The 26,061-nt window shown below is 69.4% G+C and carries 19 protein-coding genes; 9 read left to right on the forward strand and 10 right to left on the reverse strand.

The genetic code is table 11. The annotated features are described in order from the left end of the window. Position 1 precedes the first annotated feature (1 nt). Both OG741_RS16040 and OG741_RS16045 read left to right on the forward strand, forming a co-directional pair. Positions 2-1,351, forward strand: a complete 1,350-nt coding sequence (locus tag OG741_RS16040; RefSeq protein ID WP_405598400.1) for a carbohydrate ABC transporter permease — start codon at positions 2-4, stop codon at positions 1,349-1,351. After that, on the forward strand, positions 1,348-2,235 hold the full coding sequence (locus tag OG741_RS16045; RefSeq protein ID WP_405598403.1) for a carbohydrate ABC transporter permease: 888 nt from the start codon (positions 1,348-1,350) through the stop codon (positions 2,233-2,235). The genes OG741_RS16040 and OG741_RS16045 overlap by 4 nt, the downstream gene beginning before the upstream one ends. A 73-nt stretch (positions 2,236-2,308) precedes the next feature. Here the strand turns inward: OG741_RS16045 and OG741_RS16050 are convergent, their stop codons facing one another. Further along, positions 2,309-2,914, reverse strand: coding sequence for a TetR/AcrR family transcriptional regulator (locus tag OG741_RS16050; RefSeq protein WP_405598406.1), 606 nt, complete (start codon positions 2,912-2,914; stop codon positions 2,309-2,311). 129 nt (positions 2,915-3,043) lie between these two features. Between OG741_RS16050 and OG741_RS16055 the strand changes: the two genes are divergently transcribed. The 3 genes from OG741_RS16055 to OG741_RS16065 are packed head-to-tail and all read left to right on the forward strand — an operon-like array spanning position 3,044 to position 6,032. Beyond that, on the forward strand, positions 3,044-3,946 hold the full coding sequence (locus OG741_RS16055; protein ID WP_405598409.1) for an ABC transporter permease: 903 nt from the start codon (positions 3,044-3,046) through the stop codon (positions 3,944-3,946). Further along, positions 3,939-4,751 (forward strand): ABC transporter ATP-binding protein, encoded by an 813-nt coding sequence (locus OG741_RS16060; RefSeq protein ID WP_405598412.1) that lies wholly within the window; start codon positions 3,939-3,941, stop codon positions 4,749-4,751. The genes OG741_RS16055 and OG741_RS16060 overlap by 8 nt, the downstream gene beginning before the upstream one ends. A 36-nt stretch (positions 4,752-4,787) precedes the next feature. Continuing rightward, complete coding sequence (locus OG741_RS16065) at positions 4,788-6,032, forward strand: glycosyltransferase 87 family protein (protein ID WP_405598414.1); 1,245 nt, start codon at positions 4,788-4,790, stop codon at positions 6,030-6,032. 78 nt (positions 6,033-6,110) lie between these two features. Here the strand turns inward: OG741_RS16065 and OG741_RS16070 are convergent, their stop codons facing one another. After that, positions 6,111-11,048 carry an NAD-glutamate dehydrogenase gene (locus tag OG741_RS16070; RefSeq protein ID WP_405598417.1) on the reverse strand — a complete coding sequence of 1,646 codons (4,938 nt, stop codon included), beginning with the start codon at positions 11,046-11,048 and terminating at the stop codon, positions 6,111-6,113. Between the two features lie 449 nt (positions 11,049-11,497). On the opposite strand from OG741_RS16070, the gene OG741_RS16075 reads away from it, so the two are divergent. Next, entirely contained in the window at positions 11,498-12,064 is a 567-nt protein-coding gene (locus OG741_RS16075; RefSeq protein ID WP_266475931.1) for a DJ-1/PfpI family protein, read from the forward strand. Between the two features lie 124 nt (positions 12,065-12,188). Here the strand turns inward: OG741_RS16075 and OG741_RS16080 are convergent, their stop codons facing one another. Further along, positions 12,189-12,854: an HAD family hydrolase gene (locus OG741_RS16080; protein ID WP_405598420.1), complete on the reverse strand. Its 666-nt coding sequence runs from the start codon at positions 12,852-12,854 to the stop codon at positions 12,189-12,191. Positions 12,855-12,910: 56 nt separating this feature from the next. Further along, positions 12,911-13,417: a DUF6912 family protein gene (locus OG741_RS16085; RefSeq protein WP_405598422.1), complete on the reverse strand. Its 507-nt coding sequence runs from the start codon at positions 13,415-13,417 to the stop codon at positions 12,911-12,913. A 289-nt stretch (positions 13,418-13,706) separates the two neighbouring features. Between OG741_RS16085 and OG741_RS16090 the strand changes: the two genes are divergently transcribed. Next, entirely contained in the window at positions 13,707-14,141 is a 435-nt protein-coding gene (locus OG741_RS16090) for an Rv3235 family protein (protein WP_405598424.1), read from the forward strand. 232 nt (positions 14,142-14,373) lie between these two features. Here the strand turns inward: OG741_RS16090 and secA are convergent, their stop codons facing one another. After that, on the reverse strand, positions 14,374-17,187 hold the full coding sequence (gene secA, locus OG741_RS16095; protein ID WP_405598425.1) for a preprotein translocase subunit SecA: 2,814 nt from the start codon (positions 17,185-17,187) through the stop codon (positions 14,374-14,376). A gap of 240 nt (positions 17,188-17,427) precedes the next feature. Between secA and OG741_RS16100 the strand changes: the two genes are divergently transcribed. Both OG741_RS16100 and OG741_RS16105 read left to right on the forward strand, forming a co-directional pair. Beyond that, complete coding sequence (locus OG741_RS16100) at positions 17,428-18,003, forward strand: GNAT family N-acetyltransferase (RefSeq protein WP_405598428.1); 576 nt, start codon at positions 17,428-17,430, stop codon at positions 18,001-18,003. Positions 18,004-18,121: 118 nt separating this feature from the next. Further along, positions 18,122-19,282 (forward strand): winged helix-turn-helix domain-containing protein, encoded by a 1,161-nt coding sequence (locus tag OG741_RS16105; protein WP_405598430.1) that lies wholly within the window; start codon positions 18,122-18,124, stop codon positions 19,280-19,282. Between the two features lie 58 nt (positions 19,283-19,340). Here the strand turns inward: OG741_RS16105 and OG741_RS16110 are convergent, their stop codons facing one another. The 5 genes from OG741_RS16110 to mtrB form a co-directional block, all read right to left on the reverse strand. After that, positions 19,341-20,102: a response regulator transcription factor gene (locus OG741_RS16110; RefSeq protein WP_328677277.1), complete on the reverse strand. Its 762-nt coding sequence runs from the start codon at positions 20,100-20,102 to the stop codon at positions 19,341-19,343. Positions 20,103-20,294: 192 nt separating this feature from the next. Then, positions 20,295-20,984, reverse strand: a complete 690-nt coding sequence (gene hpf / locus OG741_RS16115; RefSeq protein ID WP_266475919.1) for a ribosome hibernation-promoting factor, HPF/YfiA family — start codon at positions 20,982-20,984, stop codon at positions 20,295-20,297. 339 nt (positions 20,985-21,323) lie between these two features. Further along, complete coding sequence (locus OG741_RS16120) at positions 21,324-22,049, reverse strand: ComF family protein (protein ID WP_405598432.1); 726 nt, start codon at positions 22,047-22,049, stop codon at positions 21,324-21,326. 152 nt (positions 22,050-22,201) lie between these two features. Continuing rightward, the gene (locus OG741_RS16125; RefSeq protein WP_405598434.1) at positions 22,202-24,055 is read right to left on the reverse strand and encodes an LpqB family beta-propeller domain-containing protein; all 1,854 of its coding nucleotides are present in this window, start codon (positions 24,053-24,055) and stop codon (positions 22,202-22,204) included. Further along, a complete protein-coding gene (mtrB, locus tag OG741_RS16130) occupies positions 24,045-26,060 on the reverse strand; it encodes an MtrAB system histidine kinase MtrB (RefSeq protein WP_266475918.1) in 2,016 nt (671 codons plus the stop codon). The genes OG741_RS16125 and mtrB overlap by 11 nt, the downstream gene beginning before the upstream one ends. Position 26,061 lies beyond the last annotated feature (1 nt).

The following is a 26,061-nucleotide window of genomic DNA, read 5'->3' on the forward strand; positions in this document are numbered from 1 at the left end:
GGTGAAAACCGCGGCGACCGCGGGGGGTCCGGCGCGTCCGGCTCCCCCCGCCGACAAGCGCAAGAGCGTGACAGGCACACGTAAAATTGTCGCGGCCGGCTTTCTGCTGCCCGCGCTGGTGCTGCTGGGCGCGCTCGTCGTCTACCCCATCGGGTACTCCCTCTACCGGTCCTTCTTCGACCAGTCCGGCAGCTCTTTCGCCGGGCTCGACAACTACAAGGAGATCTTCACCGAGGACAGCATCCTGACCGCGGTCAAGAACAACGCGATCTGGGTCGTCGTCGCGCCGGCCGTCTCGACGGCGCTCGGTCTGATCTTCGCCGTACTCACCGAACGGGTGCGCTGGGGCACGGCGTTCAAGCTGATCGTCTTCATGCCGATGGCGATCTCGATGCTCGCGGCGGGCATCATCTTCCGGCTTGTGTACGAGCAGGATCCGGACCGCGGGGTCGCCAACGCGGTCTGGGTGGGCGTGCATGACACCTTCGCCGAGTCGGCCGGATTCCCCAAGGCGCATCCGCTGCCGCTCGCCCCGCTCAAGGGGGGCGGAGGCGGGTCGTTCGTCACCAGGGAGCCGGTGGCCGCGGGCCAACAGGTCCAGCTCCCGCTGGTGGGTGTCGCGGCCGAGAAGATGCCGTCCGGCGCGAAGTCCGCGAAGGCGGCCCAGCCGGACGACGGGAAGATCACCGGCACCGCGTGGCTGGACTTCACCAAGGGCGGCGGCGGCAGGACGAATGCCATCGACGCGAAGGAGCTCGGCCTCAAGGGCATCAAGGTCGAGGCGGTCAAGGACGGCAAGGTGGTCGCCTCGGCACGGGCGGGCGCGGACGGTACGTTCACGCTGCCCGCGTCCGCGGACGGGGCCCAACTGCGGCTGCCCGCCGACAACTTCCGCGAGCCGTACAACGGCGTCAACTGGCTCGGACCCTCGTTCGTCACTCCGGCGATCATCGGCAGTTACGTATGGATGTGGGCGGGCTTCGCGATGGTGCTGATCGCGGCGGGGCTCGCGAGCGTGCCGCGTGAACTGCTCGAAGCGGCGCGGGTGGACGGCGCGAACGAATGGCAGGTCTTCCGCAGGGTCACTGTCCCGCTGCTGGCTCCCGTGCTCGCGGTGGTGCTGGTCACCCTGATGATCAATGTGCTGAAGATCTTCGACCTGGTCTTCATCATCGCGCCCGGTTCCGCGCAGGACGACGCGAATGTCCTGGCGCTCCAGCTCTACCGCTCCTCCTTCGGCACGGACTCGAATCCGGGGCTGGGCAGCGCGATTGCCGTACTCCTGTTGCTGCTGGTGGTCCCGGTGATGCTGTTCAACATCCGGCGCATGCGAAGGGAGGCCCGCCGATGACCACGACCACGACCGACGGTGCGGTGAAGGCGAAGCAGTCCCTCCCGGCACGGATCGCGGCACGCGCGGGCGGCGGCGTGATGCGCGTCTTCCTCGTCCTGGTGGGCCTGTTCTGGCTGCTGCCGACGTTCGGGCTGCTGCTGTCCTCGCTGCGGGGGCCGGCGGACATCAGCGCGAGCGGCTGGTGGAAGGTGTTCAGCGCGCCGGCGCAGCTCACCTTCGACAACTACTCACGGCTGCTGGACAACGAGGCGATCACCGACTCCCTGCTGTCCAGCGTCCTGATCACCGTCCCCGCGACACTGCTGGTGGTGGTGATCGGCTCGCTGGCCGGTTACGCCTTCGCCTGGATGGACTTCCCCGGACGCGACTGGTGGTTCATCGCGGTGGTCGCCCTCCTGGTGGTCCCGGTCCAGGTCGCGCTGGTGCCGGTCTCCAAACTGTTCGGCTGGGTCGGCATCTTCGAGACGACGATCGGCGTGATCGTCTTCCATGTGGCGTTCGGGCTCCCCTTCGCGATCTTCCTGCTGAGGAACTTCTTCGCGGAGATCCCGAGGGAACTGCTGGAGGCGGCGAGGCTGGACGGCGCGGGCGAGATCCGCCTGTTCACCCGCGTGGTGATGCCCCTGGGCGGCCCGGCGATCGCCTCGCTGGGCATCTTCCAGTTCCTGTGGGTCTGGAACGACATGCTGGTGGCCCTGATCTTCGCGGACTCGGAGAGCGCGCCGATCACGGTGGCGCTGCAGCGCCAGGTGAGGCAGTTCGGCAACAACATCGACGTGCTGGCGCCGGGGGCGTTCGTCTCGATGATCATCCCGCTTGCGGTGTTCTTCGCGTTCCAGCGGCAGTTCGTGACGGGGGTGATGGCGGGGGCGGTGAAGTGACGTACGGGCTGAGCATTCAGCCCCTACGGCGAGTGAGGAGCGGGGTCCTGGGCGGAGCCCCGCCGAACCCCCGTCAGGCCTGAAGCCCCGCCACCGCCGACCTCGCCAGTTCGTCCAGGTACCCCTTCGGCAGCCCGCCCCGCACCACCACCAGCCGCCAGTACAGCGGCCCCACGATCAGGTCCAGCGCCCGGTCCGGATCCGTTCCTTCCGGGAGTTCGCCGCGGGACACCGCCTCGCGGACCACCACCGCCGCCACGCCCTGCTGGCCGTCCAGCAGCGCCGCCTTGATCGCGTCCGAGATTTCCGGATGGCGCGCCGCCTCGACCAGCAGGTCCGGGATGACCTGGGAGGCCACCGGGTGGCGCAGGGCGTGCGAGGCCACTTCCAGCAGCGCCCGCACGTCTCCGTACAGCGACCCCGTCGCCGGCGCCGGCAGCCCCTGCGAGGCGAAGGCCGAGACCAGGTCGAGCACGAGCGACAGCTTCGACTTCCAGCGCCGGTAGACCGCGGTCTTGCCGACTCCCGCGCGCCGCGCGATTCCTTCGATCGACATCCGGGCGAAGCCGACCGCCGCCAGTTCCTCGAAGACGGCGGCGCGAATCGCATCGGTCACGTCCTCCCGGAGCACTGCGGCTCCCGCGGGGGCGCGACGTGGGGTTCCAGGGTCCGTGGTCATGCCCGGATCCTACCGTCACGACGACACGGTTGCGTTGCGGCGCTGGACCGTCCTACTCTCACCGTAGCGACGATACGGGTCCGTCCCATCGCCAGATTCCACCCTCCCCCGTCGAAAGTGGCCGCCCCTGTGAGCACGCAGACGATTGCCCCTCCCCCCTTCGTGGAGGATTTCGGTGAGCTCGCCCTCAGGCACGGGCTGACCGTCAGCGGCGCCCGGCCGACCTTGCCCGACTACGTCCGGCAGCTCTGGTCACGACGCCACTTCATCGGCGCCTTCGCCACCGCCCGCCTCACCGCGCAGTACAGCCGCGCCAAGCTCGGCCAGGTCTGGCAGATCATGACCCCGCTGCTGAACGCGGCGGTCTACTACTTCATCTTCGGCATCCTGCTCCAGACCAGCCGCGGCGTCCCCGACTTCGTCCCGTTCCTGGTCACGGGCGTCTTCATCTGGACCTTCACCTCCAGCTCGATCATGACCGGCAGCGGCGCCATCCGCGGCAACATGGGCCTGGTGCAGGCGCTGCACTTCCCGCGCGCCACCCTGCCCATCTCCTACGTCCTGCTCCAGCTCCAGCAGCTGATGTTCTCCATGGGCGCGCTGGTCATGATCCTGATCTGCTTCGGGGAGTACCCCAAGCTCACCTGGCTGCTGGCCGTCCCCGCCCTGATCCTTCAGGCAGTCTTCAACACCGGCGTCTCGATGATCATGGCGCGGCTGTGCGCCAGGACCCCCGACATCGCCCAGCTGATGCCCTTCGTCCTGCGCACCTGGATGTATGCCTCCGGCGTGATGTGGAGCATCGACAAGGTCCTCAAGGGCGCGCACCTGCCGCATCTCGTGATGGTCGCCCTGGAGTGCAATCCCGCCGCCGTCTTCATCGACCTGATGCGTTTCGCGCTCATCGAGAGCTACACCTCCGCCCAACTGCCCCCGCACGTCTGGGCCGTCGCCCTCGGCTGGGCGCTCCTGTTCGGAGTGGGCGGGTTCATCTACTTCTGGAAGGCAGAGGAGGAGTACGGCCGTGTCTGACTCCCAGGTAATCCCCGCACCCGAGGACACGCGGACGACCGACGAACGCGTCCCGACCGTCGTCGTCGACAACGTCCACATCACGTACACGGTCCACGGCGCCCGCGGCGGCAAAGGCAGCGCCACCGCCGCCCTCAGCCGGATCGCCTCCCGCAAGAAATCCCCGGGCGTCCGCGTGGTGCATGCCGTCAAGGGCGTCAGCTTCGCGGCGTACAAGGGCGAGGCCATCGGCCTGATCGGCTCCAACGGCTCCGGCAAGTCGACGCTGCTGAAAGCGATCGCGGGCCTGCTGCCGGCCACCGAGGGCAGGGTCTTCACCCAGGGCCAGCCCTCCCTCCTCGGCGTGAACGCCGCACTGATGGGCGATCTGACCGGCGAGCGCAACGTCATCCTCGGCGGTCTGGCGATGGGCATGACCCGCGAGCAGATCCAGGAGCGGTACGAACAGATCGTGGACTTCTCGGGGATCAACGAGAAGGGCGACTTCATCTCGCTCCCCATGCGGACGTACTCCTCCGGCATGGGCGCCCGGCTCCGCTTCTCGATCGCCGCGGCCAAGAGCCATGACGTGCTGCTGATCGACGAGGCCCTGTCCACCGGCGACGCGAAGTTCCAGCGCCGCAGCCAGGAGCGCATCAACGAGCTGCGCCAGGAGGCCGGCACGGTCTTTCTGGTGAGCCACAGCAACGGGGCGATCACCCAGACCTGCGACCGTGCGATCTGGCTGGAGGCGGGACGGATGCTGATGGACGGCCCGGCGGCGGAAGTCGTCGCGGCATACGAGAAGTACAACAACACCAAGTAGCCGAAAATGGCCTAATACGCCCTAAACTTCCGGCCGATGACGACCCATCGGATCGGCCCGCCCCTGTCCTCCTTCGTCCCCTCCCCGGTGCCGGGGATCGCCCTCCTCGGCACCTCCCCCTCCCGTTTCCGCCGCAGGCGCGCCGCCGCGCTCGCCGCGGTCTGGGTGGCCACCCGCGTCGGCATGCTCGGGCTGCTCCTCTTCGACGAGGTCGGCGACAGCGGTGTCGCGGGCGAGGTCCACATCCTCTACCGGCGCTGGTACGAGCAGCTCCTCCAGGGTGGGTTCCCCCTGGACGACGCCACCTGGCAGCACCCGCCGGGCGCCGCCCTCGTCTTCCTCGCCCCCGGCGCGCTGCCCTTTCTGACCTACTTCCAGGCCTTCGTCGCCCTCACCCTCGCCGCAGACGCGGTCATCACGCTCGCCCTCTCCCGGGCCGGTCTGCCCGGCGCCTGGCTGTGGGTGTGCGGACTGCCGCTCCTGCTGCACCTCCCGTACGCGCGCTACGACGTGCAGGTCACCGCCGTCGCCGTACTCGCCCTGCTGGCCGTGCGCAGGCGCCCGCACATCGCGGGCGGGCTCGCCGGGCTGGGCGCGATGATCAAGGTATGGCCGCTGCTCACCGTCCTTGGCACGCCCCCGGGGCGTACCACTCGCGCGGTCTGGCTCTCGGCCGCGGCCTGCATGACCGCGCTGCTCGCCGTCTTCGCGTTCGGCTTCAGCCACACCGCGGACTTTCTGCGGCAGCAGGGCGCCAGGGGCATCCAGATCGAGTCCCTCGGCGGGACCGCGCTCCAGTTCGCGCGGAAGGCGGGCTGGCCGGGCACGGTCCGCTACCAGTACGGAGACTTCGAACTCGTCGGCCCGTACGTGTCGGGCATCGCGCGGCTCAGTCTGCTCCTGAGCGTCGCGGCGGTGTGCTGGCTGCTGCTGTGGCGGGCCAGGTCGTGGCGCCGGCCACCCGCCACACTTTTCGACGCCGCGTTCGCCGCCGTACTGCTCCTCACTGTCACCAGCCGGGTCATCAGCCCGCAGTATCTGGTCGGGCTGCTGGGTCTGGCCGCGGTCTGCCTGACGTCGCGGCACACCACCCAGCGCCCGGTCGCGCTCCTGATGCTGCCGGCCGCCGCCGCGAGCGCGCTCGCCCACCCCGTGCTGTACGACGACGTGGTGGCGGGCACGCCGTCCGGCCTGCTCCTCATGGCCGTACGCAACGGGCTGCTGCTTGTCGCGGCCCTGCTGTCCTGCCGACGGCTGTGGGCCGCCACGGCCGCGCGATAGGCCCCGGGCCCTCGCGAACCGCCCGAGGACGAAGGCGCCCGGCACCGATTCGGTGCCGGGCGCCCCCTTACAGCGGTGTCAGCTGTGCGTCCGCAGCAGCTGGCGCATTGTCCGCATCGCGACCGACAGATTCGCCAGGTCGAACGTGTCCGAGCCCTGGATCTCCTCCAGCGTCGTACGCGCCCGGCTCAGGATCGCCGCGTTCTTCTGCTCCCACGCCTTGAACCGCTCCTCCGGCGTCGAGGTGCCGTTGCCGACGGTGAGCACGTCCGCCGTCAGAGCGGAATGCGCCGCGTACAGGTCCTCTCGGATGGATGCGCGGGCCATCGACTGCCAGCGGTCGGCACGCGGCAGCTCTATGATCCGGTCCATCAGCTGGGTGATGCGCAGCCGGTCCGCGAGGTCGTAGTACACCTCGGCGACCGCCATCGGCTCCTTCTTGGTGCGGTCCGCGATCGCGACGATGTCGAGCGTCGGGAAGGCGGAGGAGAACCCGGCGACCCGCAGCGCGAGCTCCTCGGGGACGCCCTCCTCGGTGAGCTCTTCGAGGATGCTCTGGTACCACTCCAGGTCCGCGCCGCGCAGCATCTTCGCCAGCTCGGCCCAGACCTGCTCCACGCGCTCGGAGAAGAAGCCGATGGTCTCGGCGAGCTCCAGCGGCTGCGGCCGGTTGCCGAGCAGCCAGCGCGTGCCGCGCTCGACGAGGCGGCGCGAGTGCAGGCGGATACGGGTCTGGACAGCGGCCGGAACGATGTTGTCCAGCGCCTCGACCGCGTCCCACACGGCGTTGAGCCCGAAGATCTCGCGGGCCGCGGTCTGCGCCCGCACGACCTCCTCGATCGACGCGCCCGTCTCTTCGCGCAACCGGTGCAGGAAGGTCGAACCACCGGTGTTCACCGTGTCGTTGACCAGCACCGTCGTGACGATCTCCCGGCACAGCGCGTGCCCGTCGATCGCGTCGGGGAACCTGTCGCGCAGGGCCTGCGGGAAGTACGCGTGCAGCAGCCGGCGCAGATACGGGTCGTCCGGCAGCGCGGTCCCGATCAGCTCGTCCGCCACCGTGATCTTGGTGTAGGCGAGCAGCACGGCCAGCTCGGGCTGGCTGAGCCCCTTGCCGGAGTTGAGCAGCTCACGGATCTGCCGGTCATTCGGCAGGAACTCCAGTGCCCTGTCCAGGTGCCCGTCCCGGCCGAGGCGCCGCATGAAGCGCTGGTGGGCGTGGAGCAGGGAAGGCGACTGGGCGACGGCGTTGCCGAGGGCGACGTTCTGCGCGTAGTTGTTGCGCAGGACCAGCGCGCCGACCTCGTCGGTCATCTCGGCGAGCAGCTTGTTGCGCTGCTTGACGGTCATGTCGCCGTCCGACACCAGGCCGTTGAGCAGGATCTTGATGTTCACCTCGTGGTCGGAGGTGTCCACGCCCGCGCTGTTGTCGATGGCGTCGGTGTTGATCTTGCCGCCGCTGCGGTCGAACTCGATCCGGCCCAGCTGGGTCAGACCCAGGTTGCCGCCCTCGCCGACGGCCTTGACCCGCAGGTCCTCGCCGTTGACGCGGATCGCGTCGTTGGCCTTGTCGCCGACGTCGGCGTTGGACTCGGAGGAGGCCTTGACGTACGTACCGATGCCGCCGTTCCACAACAGGTCCACCGGGGCCTTGAGGATCGTCTTCATCAGCTCGGCGGGCGTCATCTTGGAGATGCCCGCCTCGATGCCGAGGGCAGCACGCATGTGCGCGTTGACCGGGATCGACTTGGCCGCGCGCGGGTGGATGCCGCCGCCGGCCGACAGCAGCTCCTTGTCGTAGTCGGCCCAGGAGGAGCGGGGCAGCTCGAAGAGGCGGCGGCGCTCGGCGTACGAGGTGGCCGCGTCCGGGTTGGGGTCGATGAAAATGTGCCGGTGGTCGAAGGCCGCGACGAGGCGGATGTGCTCGGAGAGCAGCATGCCGTTGCCGAACACGTCACCGGACATGTCGCCGACACCGACAACCGTGAAGTCCTGGGTCTGGGTGTCGTGGCCGAGCTCGCGGAAGTGCCGCTTGACGGACTCCCAGGCGCCGCGGGCGGTGATGCCCATGGCCTTGTGGTCGTATCCGGCGGAGCCGCCCGAAGCGAAGGCGTCACCGAGCCAGAAGTTGTACGCGACCGCGACCTCGTTGGCGATGTCGGAGAAGGTCGCGGTGCCCTTGTCGGCGGCGACGACGAGGTAGGTGTCGTCCTCGTCGTGGCGTACGACATCGGCGGGCGGCACGATCTCGCCGGCCACCATGTTGTCCGTGATGTCGAGCAGTGCCGAGATGAACACCTTGTAGCTGGCGATGCCCTCGGCCAGCCACGCGTCCCGGTCCACCGACGGGTCGGGCAGCTGCTTGGCGACGAAGCCGCCCTTGGCGCCGACCGGAACGATCACGGTGTTCTTGACCATCTGAGCCTTGACCAGGCCCAGGATCTCCGTACGGAAGTCCTCACGCCGGTCGGACCAGCGCAGACCGCCGCGCGCGACCTTGCCGAAGCGCAGGTGCACACCCTCGACGCGCGGGGAGTAGACCCAGATCTCGTACGCCGGGCGGGGCGCGGGGAGCTCCGGGATGGCCTGCGGGTCGAACTTCATCGACACATAGCTGTGGTACTTGGCGCACGCCGCCTCCTGGAAGAAGTTCGTGCGCAGCGTCGCCTTGATGAGGGTGAGGAACGACCGCAGGATGCGGTCCTCGTCCAGGCTCGCGACCTGGTCGAGCGCGCCGTCGAGCTCCTCCAGCAGGGCGTCGGTCAGCTCGGTGCCGCCGCGCTGGCGCTCGGGGGACATCCGGGCCTCGAAGAGGGACACCAGCAGCCGGGTGGTGTGGACGTTGGTACTGAGGGTGTCCTCCATGTAGTCCTGGCTGAAGGTCGCACCGGCCTGGCGCAGGTACTTGGCGTAGGCGCGCAGCACCATCGCCTGCCGCCAGTCCAGACCGGCGCGCAGCACGAGGGAGTTGAAGCCGTCGTTCTCCGCCTCGCCGGTCCAGACTGCCGAGAAGGCCTCCTGGAAGCGTTCGCGGGCATCGTCGGCCAGGTAGTCGCCGTTGCCGGTGGCCAGCGGCATGCGCATACCGAAGTCGTAGATCCACGCGGTCGTACGGTCCGAGCAGCGCAGCTCGTAGGGACGCTCGTCGACGACTTCCACGCCGAGCCGGTTGAGGACCGGCAGAACGGCGGAGAGCGAGACCTGGTCACCCGTGCGGTAGATCTTGAAACGGCGCTCGCCGGGGCCCGCGCCGACCGGCTCGTACAGGGAGAGCGCGAAGTCCTTGTCCACGTGGGCCAGTTGCTCGACATGGACCAGGTCGGCGACGGCGGCGCGCGGCGAGTGGTCGGCCTTGTAGCCCTCGGGGAAGGCGTGGCCGTAACGGCGCAGCAGCTCGGCTGCGCGCTCTTCGCCGCACTCGGCGTTGAGCGCCTCGGCGAAGCCGTCGGCCCAGGAGCGGGCCGCCTCGACGAGCCGGGCCTCGATGCGGTCCTTGTCGGCATCGGTGAGGTCGGGGAGATCGGTGCCGGGCTGGACACGGATGACGAAGTGCAGCCGGGACAGCACCGATTCGGTGTGCAGGGCGGTGAAGTCGACCGGCGCGCGGCCGTTCAGCTCCTCCAGCAGGATGTCGGTCAGGCGCAGCCGTACATCAGTGGTGAAGCGGTCCCGCGGCAGGTAGACGAGGGCGGAGTAGTAGCGGCCGTACTCGTCCTGGCGCAGGTACAGCCGCAGCCTGCGGCGCTCCTGGAGGTAGAGGACGGACGTGACGATGGAACGCAGCTGGTCGGCCGGCGTCTGGAACAGCTCGTCGCGCGGGTAGGTCTCCAGGATCTGCAGCAGGTCGCGGCCGTCGTGGCTGTTGGGCGCGAAGCCCGCGCCTTCGACGACTTCCTGGACCTTGCGGCGGATGACCGGGACGCGGCGCACGGACTCGGTGTACGCGGCGGAGGAGAACAGGCCGAGGAAGCGGCGCTCACCGATGACATTGCCCTCGGCGTCGAACCTCTTCACCCCGATGTAGTCGAGATAGGAGGGCCGGTGCACGGTCGAGCGGCTGTTGGCCTTCGTCAGCACGAGCAGCTTGTGCTCGCGGGCCTTGGCACGGGCGTCGGCGGGCAGTCGGCTGAAGGAGGGGCTGACGGGGTGCGCCTCGTCGGTGCTGTGCTGGGGGTCGGAGCGCAGAATGCCGAGGCCGGTGCCGGGCACGGCGGCCAGGGCGTCGGTGTCGGTGAGCTCGTACTCCCGGTAGCCGAGGAAGGTGAAGTGGTCGGCCGAGAGCCAGCGCAGCAGTTCGCGCGCCTCCTCGACCTCCTGGTCACGCAGATCGTCGGCGGTCGGCTCGCTGGGCAGCTCTTCGGCGATGCGCAGCGCGGCGTCGCGCATCTTCTCCCAGTCCTCGACGGCCTCGCGGACGTCCGAGAGGACCCGCAGCAGATCGCCGGTGATCTGCTTGAGGTCGGACCGGTCGGTCTCGCGGTCGATCTCGACATGGATCCAGGACTCGCGGACCGCGTCGTGCGCCAGGTCCTTGCCGTTCGCCTCGAGGGGCAGAACTTCGATCAGCTTGCCGGTGAGGTCGCGGCGGACCGTCACCTGCGGGTGGATCACGACATGGATGCCGCGGCCCTGGCGGGAGAGCTCGTTGGTGACCGAGTCGACGAGGAAGGGCATGTCGTCGGTGACCACCTCGACCACGGAGTGGCTGCACGTCCAGCCGTTCTCCTCGACGGTCGGGGTGTGGACCCGGACGTTGGCCGTCCCCTGGGGGCGGTTCTCGGCGAGCCGGTAGTGGGAAAGGGCAGCGCCGAAGACGTCGACCGGGTCCCGGTCGGCCACGTCCTCCGGAGCGGTGTGCAGGTAGTAGCGCTGGAGGTACCGGAGCACGGTGCCCTGGTCAGGGCTCTTGCCGTGCTCGGCCCCGGTCGGAAGGTGCCCCCCGACCGGGCTGTTCTCAGCAACCCGGGCTGCCCGTGCGAGCAGCTCGGCCTTGGCTTCGTCCAGCTTGGTCTGCATGTCCTCTGGCTCCTGTCGCGCGCCGTTGCGTGACGTAGGGGAAAGAAGCGACGCAACGCCATGACGCGGGGTGTCCGGTCGGAGTCGACGTTATGCCGCGATGAGAGATGTCCGAGCCGATATTGGCCAATGTTGGCAGCGGGGCCGGAACGGGGTGATCAACGATCGCCCGGGCGCTGTGGCGCTCCGGGCGCTGGCCGGGGGCTTCGCTGCCCCCACGGCATATAGCGCTGATCACGGGTCAAGGCTATCGCCCCGCCCCCCCGACCCGTCATGAGCCGTATGTGTACAAAAGCAGGGCCGGAAGTTTGACAGTCTGGACAGCGACACAGGGCCACTCTTGGCAAACAGTCCCCCGCGGTGCAGGTTGGCGGTGACGACACGGCATACCGTCGACGCCCTGCACCGACGGCAGGGGCACCGTCGACAGCCCGACACCGGGAGCAGCCATGACACCGAAGATCCTGATCGTCACCGGCGATGCGGCCGAGTCCCTCGAAGTCCTCTACCCGTATCAGCGGCTGCGGGAAGAGGGGTACGAGGTCGACATCGCGGCCCCCGCCCGCAAAAAACTCCAATTCGTCGTGCACGACTTCGAGCCGGGCTTCGACACCTACACCGAAAAGCCGGGCTACACCTGGCCGGCGGACCTGGCCTTCTCTGAGGTCGAGCCCGGACAGTACGCAGCGGTGGTGATCCCGGGCGGCCGCGCCCCGGAGTACCTGCGCAACGATCCCGAGCTACGCAAGATTCTGAAGTCCTTCTTCGACGCCGACAAGCCCGTGGCGCAGATCTGCCACGGCCCGCTGCTGACGGCGGCGATCGGCAGCCTGGAGGGGCGCCGGGTCACGGCCTATCCCGCCCTGGAACTGGACATGCAGGCGGCGGGCGCGAGCTTCCAGGACGTGGAGGCGGTCGTCGACGGCACGCTGGTGTCGTCGAGGGCATGGCCGGACCACTCGGCGTGGATGCGGGAGTTCCTCACGGTGCTCCGGGCGAAGGCACCGGTGGCGTAGGGGGTGTGGCGGGGCGGCCCGGGCCCCTCGGGGTCCGGGCGGCTGCCCCGGCCGGGCCGGTTCGGGCTCCGCGGGGTGGGCTCCGCGGGGTCGGGAGCAGCCCGTCCTGAGGCGAACCGCCCCGTTACGCCGCCAGTCGTATCGCCACTTCGACCGCCTCCGCGAGGGTGTCCACCACCGGCACCCCCACCGACTCCAGGCTCGCCCTGCTGTGCGACCCCCCGGTGTACAGCACCGCGCGCGCCCCCACATGCGCCGCCGCCACCGCGTCGTCGACCGCGTCACCGATCACCACCGTGCGCTCCGGGGCCGCGAGGCCGACGAGCGCCGCGAGATGGCGCTCCATGTGCAGCGCCTTCGTGCCGCCGGACGGCCCGGTCCGCCCGTCCACGCGTATGAAGTGGCCCTCGATGCCATAGCCCCGTACGACCGGGACCAGCTCCTCGTGCCCGTACATGCTCAGCAGCGACTGGCTGCGCCCGGCCAGCCGCCACTCCTGGAGCAGCTCCTCGACGCCCTCGGTCAGCCCGCACCCGATCCGGTGCTCGCTGTAGTGCCGGTGGAAGGCCTCGTCCATGACCTCCCACTCCGCCTCCGACGGCAGCCGCCCCATGAGCCGCTCGTAGAACCGGGGAATCGGTACGCAGTACATCTCGCGGTAGCTCTCGAGCGTGATCGGCTCCAGGCCGATCTCCTCGAAGGCGGCGTTGGTCGCCCCGATGACTGCCGTGATGTCGTCGAGCAGTGTGCCGTTCCAGTCCCAGACCAGATGTGTGCTGTGCTTCCCCATGCGAAAACGGTACCGGCCGGGTCTGACAACCGGCCGCCGAGCCGCCCTTCGCAGCCTCAGCCGACGAGGTTTTGGATCTCCTGCACCCCGTACCAGAGCAGCTCGTGGTCCTCCGCCCCGTCCACCGTGAACTGCGCGTCGTCGTCGCCCTGGTCCGCCGCCCCCAGCGCGTCCGCCGCGGCCGCCACATCACCGATCGCGTCGTCCGCGTCCACGTGCACCGCCGCCGCCTTCGACAGCGGAACCGCGGTGGCGACCCGCACCTCGCCGAGCGCGCTCACGACGAGCACCCCGTCGGGATCAGCGACCGCGTCCTGGTCCCTTACGTCGACCGCGACGACCACCCGGCGCCTGACCGCGTCCGGGTCACCGGCGAGCAGCCGCAGCGAGGCGGCGGCGGCGCGGTTCAGCGCGGCGTACTCCAGTTCCTCGATGTCGTCGGAGACGTACCACTCGCGCAGTCCCGGCGTGACGGCATACGCGGTCAGCGGCCCGGGGCCGAGCTCGCCCGTCTTGTGCGCCTCTGCGAGTCCGGGGAGGGTCAGGGGGACGTAGACGCGCATGGCTGACCGCTTTCGTAGTCGGAAACGCCCTCAGGATACGTGTGAGGTCCGCCCAAGGTCCCCCTTCGGGCTGCCGCCCCCGGCCTCGCGCGCCGTCCACCGCGGACCTGCCTCGCACCGGCTCAGGACGGCCCGCGCCGGGCCCCCGTCACCCTGATAGGTGAACTGTGGCTCCCGCCCCCGCAAGGGACACCGCGCATTGCGGTCCGACCAGCCCGCCCCGTAGAAGATCACCAACGAAGTTACCGCCCGGTATCGCGCCGGGCCCGGCATATCGGGGGCGATCTGCATGAGCATGAACAGGACCCGGCCCGCAGGGCGGCAGGACCAGCGCCGTCCCGCCGCGGTGGCGGCAACCGCGATGGCACGCGCACGACGGCAGCACAAGCCGCACTACTGGTTCGCCGACCGCCTGCTCGCGGTGCTCAGCGGCCGGCGCCCGGTGCACTGGATGCTCGGGCACACCATCGGGGAGGCGTACGAACAGCTTGTGCGGCTCGCCCCGGGAGCCCCGCTGCGTCCGGCGGAGCGGGTCACACCCGTCGTAAGGCACTGCGGGGAGTACCACCCCGGCCCCGGCGTGATCGAGGCCTTCGCCAGGATCGGCTCGGGCGACCGGGTCAGCGCGATGGCCTTCCGCCTGGAACAGGGCGCGGACCAGCGCTGGCGCTGTGCCGCGGTGGAACTCGGCGGAGAACGCGTCGGCACGACCGCGGGGAACTAGCCGCCGCCCTGCGGGCCGCCCGACCGGGAGGAAGCCGCAGGCGGTCCGCTCAGCCGCCGTCCGCGCCGAGCCGGGCCCGCCTGCCCCTCCTGCACCTGCCGGGCCGTCTGGAGGAAGTCCAGGATCGTTTGGCGGATCCGCGCCACCGCGAGCCCTGGGAGCGAAACGGCCGGGGCCGGACACCGCAATCGGTGTCCGGCCCCGGCCGTTCGCAACAGGCAGGCGCAGAGAGTTACTTCTTGCGGCGGCGCCCGGCGCCCTTCTGCGCCTTGCGGCGCTCCGCCCGCGTCAGGCCGTCCCCGTCCGAAGGGGCCTGCCCGTCGTCGCTGATGAATTCGCCCTCGACGATGCCGCCCTCGCCGTCCACCTTCGGCGCCGAGAAGTGCAGCCGGTCCCGCCGCTGCGGGGCGTCGAGCCCCTTCGCGCGGATCTCCGGACGGGAGGCTCCCGCCGCAACGGCGTCCTCCTTGGCGAGCGAAGGAGCCGCGTCCTGCACCGGGACCTCCTCGACCTGCTGCTCGACCTGGACCTCCAGGTTGAACAGATAGCCGACGGACTCCTCCTTGATGCCCTCCATCATGGCGGTGAACATGTCGAAGCCCTCGCGCTGGTACTCCACGAGCGGGTCCTTCTGGGCCATCGCGCGCAGGCCGATGCCCTCCTGGAGGTAGTCCATCTCGTAGAGGTGCTCACGCCACTTGCGGTCCAGTACGGACAGCACCACGCGCCGCTCCAGCTCACGCATGATGTCCGAGCCGAGCTGCTTCTCACGCTCGTCGTACTGCTCGTGGACGTCGTCCTTGATGGACTCGGCGATGAACTCGGCCGTGATCCCGGCACGGTCGCCGGCCGCGTCCTCCAGCTCCTCGACGGTGATCTTCACCGGGTAGAGCTGCTTGAACGCGCCCCACAGCCGGTCCAGGTCCCACTCCTCTGCGAAGCCCTCGACCGTCTCCGCCTGGATGTACGCGTCGATGGTGTCGTCCATGAAGTGGCGCACCTGCTCGTGCAGGTCCTCGCCCTCCAGAACGCGGCGGCGCTCGCCGTAGATGACCTCACGCTGGCGGTTGAGCACCTCGTCGTACTTCAGGACGTTCTTGCGCGTCTCGAAGTTCTGCTGCTCCACCTGCGACTGCGCCGACGCGATCGCGCGCGTGACCATCTTGTTCTCGATCGGGACGTCGTCGGGGACGTTCGCCATCGACATCACGCGCTCGACCATCTGCGCCTTGAACAGACGCATCAGGTCGTCACCCAGGGACAGGTAGAAACGGGACTCGCCCGGGTCGCCCTGACGGCCGGAACGACCGCGCAGCTGGTTGTCGATACGCCGCGACTCGTGCCGCTCGGTGCCCAGCACATAGAGCCCGCCGATGTCGGTCACCTCGTCGTGCTCGGCCTTGACGGCCGCCTCGGCGCGCTCCAGCGCGGCGGGCAGGGCCGCGGCCCACTCCTCGACGTGCTCGACCGGGTCCAGGCCGCGCTGGCGCAGCTCTGCCTCGGCGAGGTCGTCGGGGTTGCCGCCGAGCTTGATGTCCGTGCCACGGCCGGCCATGTTCGTCGCGACCGTGACCGCGCCCTTGCGCCCGGCCTGGGCGACGATCGTCGCCTCCCGGTCGTGCTGCTTGGCGTTGAGGACCTCGTGCTGAATGCCGCGCTTGTTGAGCTGCTGCGAGAGGTACTCGGACTTCTCGACCGAGGTCGTGCCGACCAGGATCGGCTGGCCCTTCTCGTGCTTCTCGGCGATGTCGTCGACGACTGCGGCGAACTTGGCGACCTCGGTCCGGTAGATCAGGTCGGACTGGTCCATGCGGACCATCGGCATGTTCGTCGGGATCGGCACGACGCCCAGCTTGTAGATCTGGTGGAACTCGGCGGCCTCGGTCATGGCCGTACCGGTCATGCCGGAGAGCTTGCCGTAGAGGCGGAAGAAGTTCTGCAGGGTGATCGTGGCAAGGGTCTGGTTCTCGTCCTTGATGTCCACCCCTTCCTTCGCCTCGATCGCCTGGTGCATGCCCTCGTTGTAGCGGCGGCCAGCGAGGATACGGCCGGTGTGCTCGTCGACGATCATGACTTCGCCGTCGATGACGACGTAGTCCTTGTCCTTCTTGAACAGTTCCTTGGCCTTGATGGCGTTGTTCAGATAACCGACGAGCGGGGTGTTCACCGACTCGTAGAGGTTGTCGATGCCCAGCCAGTCCTCGACCTTGGCGACACCCGGTTCATGGATGGCGACTGTCCGCTTCTTCTCGTCGACCTCGTAGTCGCCGGTCTCCTCGATGCCCTTGAGGGGGTTGCCCGCCTCGCCCTTGGCCAGGCGGGTCACCAGCTTGGCGAAGTCGCCGTACCACTTGGTGGCCTGGTCGGCCGGGCCGGAGATGATCAGCGGCGTACGAGCCTCGTCGACGAGGATCGAGTCGACCTCGTCGACGATGGCGTAGTTGTGGCCGCGCTGGACGAGCTCGTCCTTGGACCACGCCATGTTGTCGCGGAGGTAGTCGAAGCCGAACTCGTTGTTCGTTCCGTACGTAATGTCGCAGTTGTACTGTTCGCGGCGCTGAGCCGGCGTCATGTTGGCGAGGATGCAGCCGACATCCAGGCCCAGGAACTTGTGAACCCGGCCCATCATCTCGGAGTCACGCTCGGCCAGGTAGTCGTTCACCGTGATCAGGTGGACGCCCTTGCCCGAGAGCGCATTGAGGTAGGCGGGGAGCGTGCCGACGAGGGTCTTGCCCTCACCGGTCTTCATCTCGGCGACATACCCGAGGTGCAGCGCGGCGCCGCCCATCATCTGTACGTCGTAATGGCGCTGACCGAGGACGCGCTTGGCGGCCTCACGGACGGTCGCGAACGCCTCGGGGAGCAGGTCGTCCAGGCTCTCACCGTCGGCGAACCGCTCCTTGTACTCATCGGTGAGCGCCCGCAACTCGGCGTCGGAGAGGTTGACGAAGTCCTCTTCGATGGAGTTGACCTGGTCCGCGATGCGGTGCAGTTTGCGCAGGATCTTGCCTTCGCCTGCACGCATGAGCTTGTTGAAGACGGACACTGAGGTTGGTCTCCTTGCCGATCGGGCCTGGCACTGGGTCTTGTTATGGACACTGGCGCGGGCACGGCAGGTGGGCCCCACCGCAACGGCCATCGTAAGCGAGGACCCGGCCGGGTCGGGAGGTCCGCCGTCAGCCAGGCCTGCTGTCACCCTCAGAGAGAACGCACGGGACGCACGGAAGGTGCCGGTGAGGTACGAAAAGTGCTCGCATCCCTACGCGGACATGACCAGAATCCGTTCATGGAGCCCATCACCCTCACCACGGAACGCCTGCTGCTGCGCACCTTCACGAGCGACGACACGGACGCGGTCTATCAGGCGTGCCAGGATCCCGACATCCAGCGGTGGACGACGGTCCCTTCGCCCTACGAGCGCCGGCATGCGGCCGAATTCACCGGACAGATGGTCCCGGAGGGCTGGCGCTCCGGGACGATGTGCACCTTCGCGGTGCTGCCGCGCGCGGGCGGTGCGCTGATGGCATCGGTCGCGGTCAGCCTGCGGACTATCTCGGGCACCTGGGAGATCGGCTTCTGGACGGACAAGGAGCACCGGGGGCGCGGGATCATGGCGGAGACCGTGGGAGCCGTGGCGCACTGGGCCTTCACCAGGCTCGGGGCGACGCGCCTGGAGTGGCGGGCGGAGGTCGGCAACGAGGGCTCGCGGGCCGTCGCCGAGAAGGCGGGCTTCATGATCGAGGGGTCGCTGCGGGCGGCGCTGCTGAACAAGGACACGCTCAGGGATGTGTGGGTGGGGGCGCTGCTCCCGTCGGACCTGGGGCTGTCGAGCACCCATCCGTATCTGCCGCCGCGGGGCTGACGCCGGGGGGAGACGGCATGCCGGGTGGCGGCCGGCGGGGTGCGGCGGCATGCCGGGTGCGGCGGCCGGGACCTGCGGCCCGGACCGATTGTCAGTGCCGCCGTCTAGGGTGCGGACCATGACCAGTGTGCTGCCGCCCACCGCCGAACTGTCCGCCGACGAAGCCCGCCGCATAGCCCTGCGCGCCCAAGGGTTCCTGGGCGCGCCCGACCGGCGCGGCGGGGTGCGGGGTGTGCTGCGTCACCTCGGCGCCGTCCAGCTGGACACGATCTCGGTACTGGCGCGCTCGCACGAGCTGATTCCGTACGCCCGCCTTGGCGCGGTGGGCCGCAAGACGGTCGAGGACGCGTACTGGACCGAGGGCCACAGCTTCGAGTACTGGTCGCACGCCGCCTGCATTCTGCCCGTCGAGGAGTGGCCCCACTTCGCCTTCCGCCGCCGCAGCTACCGCGCCCGCCCCTGGGGCCATGACCTTCCGGACGGCGCCTACGACACGGTGATCAAGCAGCTGCGCGCCGAAGGCCCGCTCACCGCGACGGAGTTGGGCGGCGCGAAGAACGGCGGCGAGTGGTGGGACTGGTCGGCGTCGAAGGTCGCCGTCGAGCGTGCGCTGATGTACGGCGAGGTGGTGTGCACCGAGCGGCGCAGCTGGAAGCGGGTCTACGACCTCGCCGAGCGGGCCATCCCCGATGATCTTCTCCACGACGAGCTGGACGACACGGAGTGCCTGCGCCGGCTCGTCCGGCTCGCAGGTGAGTCGCTCGGTGTCGGCACCCGCGCGGACATCGCGGACTACCACCGCCTCAAGGGCGAGCAGTTCGACGCCGTGGTGGCGGACTCGGGGCTGGTCCCGGTCACGGTCGAGGGCTGGTCCAAGCCCGCCTGGGCGGACCCGCAGGCGCTCGCCTCCGAGGCGCGCGGCCGGCATCGTACGACCCTGCTCTCACCGTTCGACTCTCTCATCTGGGAACGGGCACGCGCCGAGCGGATCTTCGGCTTCACCCACCGCCTCGAGGCGTATGTCCCCAAGCCGAAGCGGGTGTACGGCTACTTCGCGATGCCGTTGCTGTCGGGCGGAAAGCTGCTGGGGCGCGTCGACCCGGCCCGCGAGGGCACGACGCTGGTGGCACGCCAGGTGTCGCTGGACAGCGCGAAGGCGGTGGCACCCATGGCTCAGGCGCTGCGCGAGGCCGCTCAGTGGGTCGGCTGCGATGCGGTACGCATCGAACGGGTCGACCGTGCCGAGCTGACCGCGGACCTGGTCAAGGCTGTCTCGTGAGCACCACCGGTGATCACTAACCGGCTATCAGTACCGGGTGGTCACTACCGGGTGATCACTACCGAATCTCGAGGATCTTCTCCCGCATCGCGTAGACCACGGCCTCCATCCTGGAGTGCAGCTGCAGCTTCTCCAGGATGTTGCGGACGTGGTTCTTCACCGTGTTCTCGGAGATGAACAACTCCTTGGCGATATCCCGGTTGTTCATCCCTGTAGCGACCAGCTTGAGCACTTCCAGCTCCCGCTCGGTCAGCCGGGGCGCGGGCACCAGCCTGCGCTCGTCGGTGCGCTGGATCATCGACTTGAACTCGGTCAGCAGCTTGGACGCCATGGACGGGCTGATCTGCGACTGCCCGTCGGCCACCGCGCGGATCGCCGTGGCCACCTCGTCGGTGGAGATCTCCTTGAGGAGATAGCCGGTGGCGCCCGCCTTGATCGCGTCGTAGAGGTCGGCCTCCTCGTCGCTGATCGTCAGCATGATGATCTTCGCGCTGGGAGCCACCTCCTTGATGGACGTACAGGCTTCGATGCCGCCGCGCTTGGGCATCCGCACATCCATCAGCACGATGTCGGGCAGGAGGTCAGCGGCCTTGTCGACCGCCTCGGCGCCGTCGCCCGCCTCGCCCACGACCTGGATGTCCTCCTCCTGCGCGAGGACGATCTCCAGCCCTCGCCGGAACAGGGCGTGATCGTCCACCACAAGAACCCGGATGGGCTCCTTGCGGGAACCACCGTGGTCCGCGCCGCCTTCGGCGACTGTGGAGCCGGCGTCACCCGCGTCGCCCGAGTCGTCATGAACCGGCCCGAAGCTGTCCGCCATCGTTCCTCCCCCTGAAGGCCGCGGCCTGAAGATCATGTCTGGTCCGCCAACGTCATTACGGAGTGCATCGGTTGGCCTGGGACGCCATGCTTTCATGCCCGGACGACAGAGCGGTGATCCTGTGGTCGCACGGTGGTGCCCCTGGGGGCGCACGTTGCACTCCAGGGGCACCACCGACCTGCCTGGCGGCACTCAGCCGCCGAGCGCACCTCCGGCACCGCCGGCCTCGGATCCGGCCAGCGGGTCGGTCTCCAGGTGGATGACGCCATAGTCGTAGGCGTGCCGTCGGTAGACGACACTGGGCTGCTTCGTCTCGGAGTCGACGAAGAGGTAGAAGTCGTGCCCGACCAGTTCCATCTCGTAGAGAGCCTGGTCGAGCGTCATCGGTGCTGCGGTGTGGACCTTCTCGCGCACCACTAGCGGTCCCTCGCCCTGGATTTCGAGCGAGCCGATCCTGGTGGTGGGAATGGATGGGGGCGTCTCTTCGCCGAGGGGCCGGCCATTGGCGTTCAACTCGGCGACGCCGGGGACGACGTCGGCCACCTCGGAGGCCGAAATCCGGCCGTTTCCACGGCGGTTGTGGCGCTTCTCGTGCTGCTTGCGCAGCCGGGCCTCCAGCTTGCCGGTGGCGAGGTCGAGCGCTGCGTACGGGTCGCCGGCTGCGGCCTCCGCCCGGATCACCGGGCCTCGGGAGTGCAGAGTGATCTCCACACGGTCGGAACGGTCGGCCTGCCGCGGGTTGTGCTCCTTGGACACCTCGACGTCGAGGCTGATCACCTTGCCGTCGAGCTTCTGGATCTTCTCCAGCTTCAGCTTCTCGGCCACGTGCTTGCGGAACCGCTCGGGCACCTCGGTCTTGCGGCCCTTGACGACGATGTCCACGCAGAACTCCGTTCCCGGATAGCTCCGTCCGCTCGCTGGCTGCGGAGCCTCTCCCTCTTGCACCAGACTCCGGTGATCACCGAAGTCTCGGACTTGGCGACTTTCACCTCCTCCTCCCCAGTCGACAAGATCCCAACCCCACCCACTTTCGAGGTATTGGCTTCCTCGAATCCCTGGCCCGAAGCGCGGCCCATCATTCGGTGCGGTACGGCAATCGCCATCGCCATTCCTCACAACTGAACATAGCTCGCTCGGACGGGTGTCGGCACCCGCTACCAGCGCGTACCTCTATTCAGGAGCTTTTCGTCTCTCACTACCTGCAACGATGCAAGTTCTCGGTCAGTTCCGGTTTTTTCCGAAAGACAGCGGTGGGACTGCGACCACCGCCGCGCTCAGCTGCAGAAGTCCTGGAAATCGCATCCTGGAGGCCGCCCGCAGCGCCCGCGCCGCTTCGGTCAGCGATGCCCCGGTGGTCATGAGGTCGTCCACCAGGACCACCCTGCCGCCCTCCAGAAGCCTTCCGCCTCCGGCGGCGACCATCAGGGCCCCCGCCAGATTCTCCACCCGCATACGGGCCGTGAGACCCGACTGGTCGGCCACTTCCCGCCGCTGCCGCAGCACGGGGAGCACCCCGGCCTCCGTCCCCGTCCGCCGCAGCTCGCCCGCGGCGGCCAGCGCCATCCGCCGCGCCGCGTCGTGCCCCCGCGCCCGGACCGCACGCCGCGCCGACGGCACCGGTACGAGCAGCAGGGGACCAGTCCCCCGATCGGCCGACGGCACCGCGCCCCGCACCGCCCCGGCGAGCGCGACACCCAGCGGCCGGGCCAGCCCCAGCGCGCCCCGCTCCTTGTGCGCCAGCAGCACGGCACGCACGGCATCGGCATACGGAGCGGCGGCGTGCACCGCCGGCAGGCCGGCGGGCTCGGGCACAGGCCTCGCCCTGCGCGCCGCGGTGCCGTACAACGCCCGGGCGCACTCCTCGCACAGCGGCGTACGAGGAGTACCGCAGCCGCCGCAGGCGACCGGCAGCACCAGACCGGAGATCTCCCGCCACCAGCCCCGCATGGCAACCACTGTGCCCACGGCTGAAGCGCCGTGCCACCCCTGTGGACAAACTCCTCCGGGACAGCCCCGGCAGGCCGTCCACAGGCCCGCCCGGGCCTCTCAGAGGCCCTTTCCGCCCGCTGAGGCCCGTCCCGACGCCGTCTTTCGCCCGGCTACCCCGGGTAGACCGGCGACGAGCCCTTCTTGACGAGCGTCTGCCAGTTCGCGCCCGGCGGCAGCTTCACGATGCCGTCGTCCTCGGAGTACGCCACCAGCGGGCTGCTCTCGTCGTCGGACGCGGCGACCGCCTTCACGCGGTTCAGACCCGGCAGCACGCTCGTGTCCGAACTCGAGCCGTCCGTCTGCATGTACCGCACCTGCTGGACTCCGCCGGACTCCTTGCCGACCACCACGAGCCTGCTGGGCCCAGCCCAGGAAACGGCCGTGACCGTCTCCATCTGTGGTGCGGCGGGCCGCAGTTCCGCGACGGAGACCACCGGATTGGCCGTGGGGCCGTGGCGCTCCACACGCCCGATCTTCAGCGTGGTCCTGCCGTCCTTGGTCAGCAGCAGCGCGATGCGCACACCGTCGGCCGAGACCCTGACCGCCTCGATCCGTGCGCCGTCCAGCCCCGGGATGATCTTGACGTTCTGCGGAGCACCCGCGCCGCGCGCCAGACGCATGAGCGCCGGATGACGAGGATCGCGGTCGGCGACCCACAGATCGTTCCGGCCGTCCCAGCTGGGCGCCGAAAGACGGTTCGCGGGGCTGTCGCCGTGGCTCCGGACCAGCGGCTGGCCCAGCTCGCTGTCTCCCATGAGGGACGACACGTACAGGCTGCTGTAGTCCTTCGAGACGGCCGCCGCGGTGCGCTCGTCGCGAGCCACACCGACCAGGCTCATCTGCAGGCGGCCGTTGCCGAACGGGCCGAGCACATTCTCCGGCTCGCTTATGTCCTTGGCGGCGCCCGACAGCAGCGCCAGCTGGTTCTTGCTGTCGACGAAGTACTGGTTCATCGACTGGCCCGAGACATGGTCCCGTGCGTACCCCTCGGCCTGGCTGCTGTTGACCACGCACAGCTGCGAGCCGTCCGCACGCTGCAGCTCCACCTGCTCGACCCTGGTGGACGTCAGATCCTTCAGGGTGAACAGGATCTGCGCCGCCATCCTCGAACACTGCAGGCGGCCCACATTGGACGCCTTCTCGTTGAGTGGCACCTTCAGCGCGTTCCGGTCGTCGAACGCCAGCGACTTGGTGCCCTTCTTCAGCGTCGTACCGGTCGGGAAGGGCGACTCGACCACAGGCTTCAGCCAGTTCGTCGGACCGTCGAGCAGCGCCTTGACCGACTGCGTGACCGGGTCCATCCGGGTCACCGGATCGAGCCGCTGGCGGATGTAGACCGGGTCGGCCACCGGCGTGGAGGCCTGCCCCGAGGCGAAGTAGTACTTGTTGACCGAGATGTAGTTGCGCCGGAAGTCGGACGCGCCGAGCACCAGCCCCGGCGGCAGACTGTCGATCCGCCACTCCTTGCCTTCCGGGCCGGTCTGCAGGGACAGGTGAATCGTCCGGCTGTACGGCGTGGGAGAAACCGCCTGATAGGCATGCTGCGGGTCCACGGTGGCTATCTGCGTGCCCAAGAGCGGATAGTCGACGCCCGGGTTGTCCCGGCCACCGGTGATGGCCTGCCCGTAGCCGGGCGCGGCGGACAGCACCGTGGTGCCCGCGTCCGGCCGCCACTTTTTGCTGGTCTCCGGCATCAGATACGTCCGGGCGATGGCGAAGTCCGTGTCGTCGCTGGTCATCGCCTCCAGGAAGCCCGTGACGACCTCGATCGGACTGGCGCCCTTCCGCGGCGGCACCGCGTACACGCGCACCTGCGAATCCGCACGCTGGGACGCCTTCACCGCATGGATGTCACCGCTGTCGGGCATCGAGGCGCACCCCGCCAGCAGCACACCGCTGCAGCCGAGCAGAACGGAAGCCTTGAGCGCGCCTCGGCGGCTGTCGCGTCGGGGGTCAGCGCCCACGAGTCGTGTCCTCCCGGTCCGAAGAAACCTGTGCTGCCGCGTCGCCACGCCGCTCCCCCGCCGGTCGTGCCACCACCCGCGCACCGTTGCCCGGCAGCGCCGCCGGGTCCACACCTGCCGGGGCCGAAGGGGGCGGCACCGGAGCACGCGGGGGCACGGGCAGGGCCGAGCGGTCGGTCACAGGCTGCGTGGGCACGGCCGACAGCCGGTGCCCGTTCGTCTGCGGGGCAGTGGAATCGCCGCGCTCGCGGTTCTGCCGCGAATCCTCCGGCTCCAGGGGTATCGGCGAACCCCGCAGCGGCTCGTCCGCCGTACGCGGCAGGGTCAGCCGGAACTGCGAGCCCCCACCGGGCTCGCCCCACGCCTGCAGCCAGCCGCCGTGCAGCCGGGCGTCCTCGACGGCGATGGACAGACCGAGGCCTGTGCCGCCCGTCGTACGGGCCCGCGCCGGATCGGCTCGCCAGAAGCGGTTGAAGACCCGGGTCGCCTCCCCCGGCTTCAGCCCCACTCCGTAGTCGCGCACGGCGACCGCCACGGCCCCGCCTGCGACGGCCATCCGCACCACCACGTCCCGGCCCTCCCCGTGCTCCACGGCGTTGACGACCAGGTTGCGCAGCACGCGCTCCACACGCCGGGCATCGGCCTCGGCGACCACCGGCTGCTCGTCGCCGATCACGCGTATCCGGGTGCCCTTGCGCTCGGCCAGAGGCTCTGCGCCGCCGATCACCCGCCGTACCACCTCGCGCAGATCTATCGGCTCCGCCTCCAGCGCCGCCGCACCCGCGTCGAAGCGGCTGATCTCCAGCAGATCGGAGAGCAGCGACTCGAAACGGTCGAGCTGATCCCCGAGAAGCTCCGCCGAACGCGCCGTCACCGGATCGAAGTCGGCCCGCGCCTCATGAATGACATCGGCCGCCATCCGTACGGTCGTCAGAGGCGTACGCAGCTCGTGCGACACATCCGACACGAAGCGGCGCTGCATCCGGGACAGCTCCTCCAGCTGCTGGATCTTGAGCTGGAGGTTCTGCGCCATCTTGTTGAACGCCTCGCCCAGGCGGGCGATGTCGTCCTCGCCCGTGACCTTCATCCGCTCCTGAAGGCGGCCGGCGGAAAGCCGCTCGGCGATCCCCGCGGCCATCCGCACAGGCGTCACGATCTGCCGCACCACCAGCCAGGCGATGGCTCCCAGCAGGACGACGACGAACAGCCCAGCCGTGGCGAGGGTTCCTCTGACGAGGTTGAGCGACTGCTCCTCCTGCGCCAGCGGGAAGAGGTAGTACAGCTCGTACGGATTGCCCTCGATGTCGTTGAGTCGCGTACCGACGACCAGCCCGGGCTCGGGCTCGTGCTCGTTGTTGTACTTGATCTGCATGTACGTCTCGTACGTACCGGTCCCCTGGTCGACCGCGTTCCGCAGGTCTTCGGGAATGCTCTCGAAGGCCACGCTCCCCGAGGTCCGCGGCCCGCGGCCCGCGTCCTCGGAGTCGGCGCTGAGCGCCACCACGTGGAACGCGCCCTGCCCGCCGCTGGAGAGCTGCTGCACCAGATCGGACCGCCAGGAGCTCCCCGCGGTCCTGCCGTCCGCGGCGGCGCCGTTGCGCCCGCTTCCCGGACCGTTGAGCAGGTTCGCCTTCTCGCGCGCCACGGCGAAGCCGCCGGCCGCCTGGCTCTGGGCAGCCTTGTCCTTGGCGTCCAGCAGGCCGTTGCGCACCTGGCCGATGACGACGAAGCCCAGCAGCACCACCACGCCGAGCGACATCAGCAGCGTGCTCGCCACCACCCTGAGCTGGATGTTCCGCCGCCACAGCCGCACAGCGGGCAGTAGCGGACGGCGCACCCAGCGCATCAAGAGCCGAAGAACGGGGCCCCCCGGCGCGCTGCCCGAGGGCAGCCGTCCCCCCTGGAGCAGACGGCCGAATCGCGAGGGCTCATTCCCCGGTCCGGCAGCCCGCCCCGTACGGACTCCCGGCTCACCGGGCTTCGGAGCAACGCTGCCTCGGGACATG

This window comes from Streptomyces sp. NBC_01410 (assembly GCF_045040195.1).
Taxonomy (GTDB): domain Bacteria; phylum Actinomycetota; class Actinomycetes; order Streptomycetales; family Streptomycetaceae; genus Streptomyces.

What these genes read in the sequence shown, in the direction of transcription:
- OG741_RS16045 (WP_405598403.1), top strand. Translation starts at nt 1,348, where the DNA reads ATGACCACGACCACGACCGACGGTGCGGTGAAGGCGAAGCAGTCCCTC.
- OG741_RS16050 (WP_405598406.1), bottom strand. Translation starts at nt 2,914, where the DNA reads ATGACCACGGACCCTGGAACCCCACGTCGCGCCCCCGCGGGAGCCGCA.
- OG741_RS16065 (WP_405598414.1), top strand. Translation starts at nt 4,788, where the DNA reads ATGACGACCCATCGGATCGGCCCGCCCCTGTCCTCCTTCGTCCCCTCC.
- OG741_RS16070 (WP_405598417.1), bottom strand. Translation starts at nt 11,048, where the DNA reads ATGCAGACCAAGCTGGACGAAGCCAAGGCCGAGCTGCTCGCACGGGCA.
- OG741_RS16075 (WP_266475931.1), top strand. Translation starts at nt 11,498, where the DNA reads ATGACACCGAAGATCCTGATCGTCACCGGCGATGCGGCCGAGTCCCTC.
- OG741_RS16080 (WP_405598420.1), bottom strand. Translation starts at nt 12,854, where the DNA reads ATGGGGAAGCACAGCACACATCTGGTCTGGGACTGGAACGGCACACTG.
- OG741_RS16085 (WP_405598422.1), bottom strand. Translation starts at nt 13,417, where the DNA reads ATGCGCGTCTACGTCCCCCTGACCCTCCCCGGACTCGCAGAGGCGCAC.
- OG741_RS16090 (WP_405598424.1), top strand. Translation starts at nt 13,707, where the DNA reads ATGAGCATGAACAGGACCCGGCCCGCAGGGCGGCAGGACCAGCGCCGT.
- OG741_RS16100 (WP_405598428.1), top strand. Translation starts at nt 17,428, where the DNA reads ATGGAGCCCATCACCCTCACCACGGAACGCCTGCTGCTGCGCACCTTC.
- OG741_RS16105 (WP_405598430.1), top strand. Translation starts at nt 18,122, where the DNA reads ATGACCAGTGTGCTGCCGCCCACCGCCGAACTGTCCGCCGACGAAGCC.
- OG741_RS16110 (WP_328677277.1), bottom strand. Translation starts at nt 20,102, where the DNA reads ATGGCGGACAGCTTCGGGCCGGTTCATGACGACTCGGGCGACGCGGGT.
- OG741_RS16120 (WP_405598432.1), bottom strand. Translation starts at nt 22,049, where the DNA reads ATGCGGGGCTGGTGGCGGGAGATCTCCGGTCTGGTGCTGCCGGTCGCC.
- mtrB (WP_266475918.1), bottom strand. Translation starts at nt 26,060, where the DNA reads ATGTCCCGAGGCAGCGTTGCTCCGAAGCCCGGTGAGCCGGGAGTCCGT.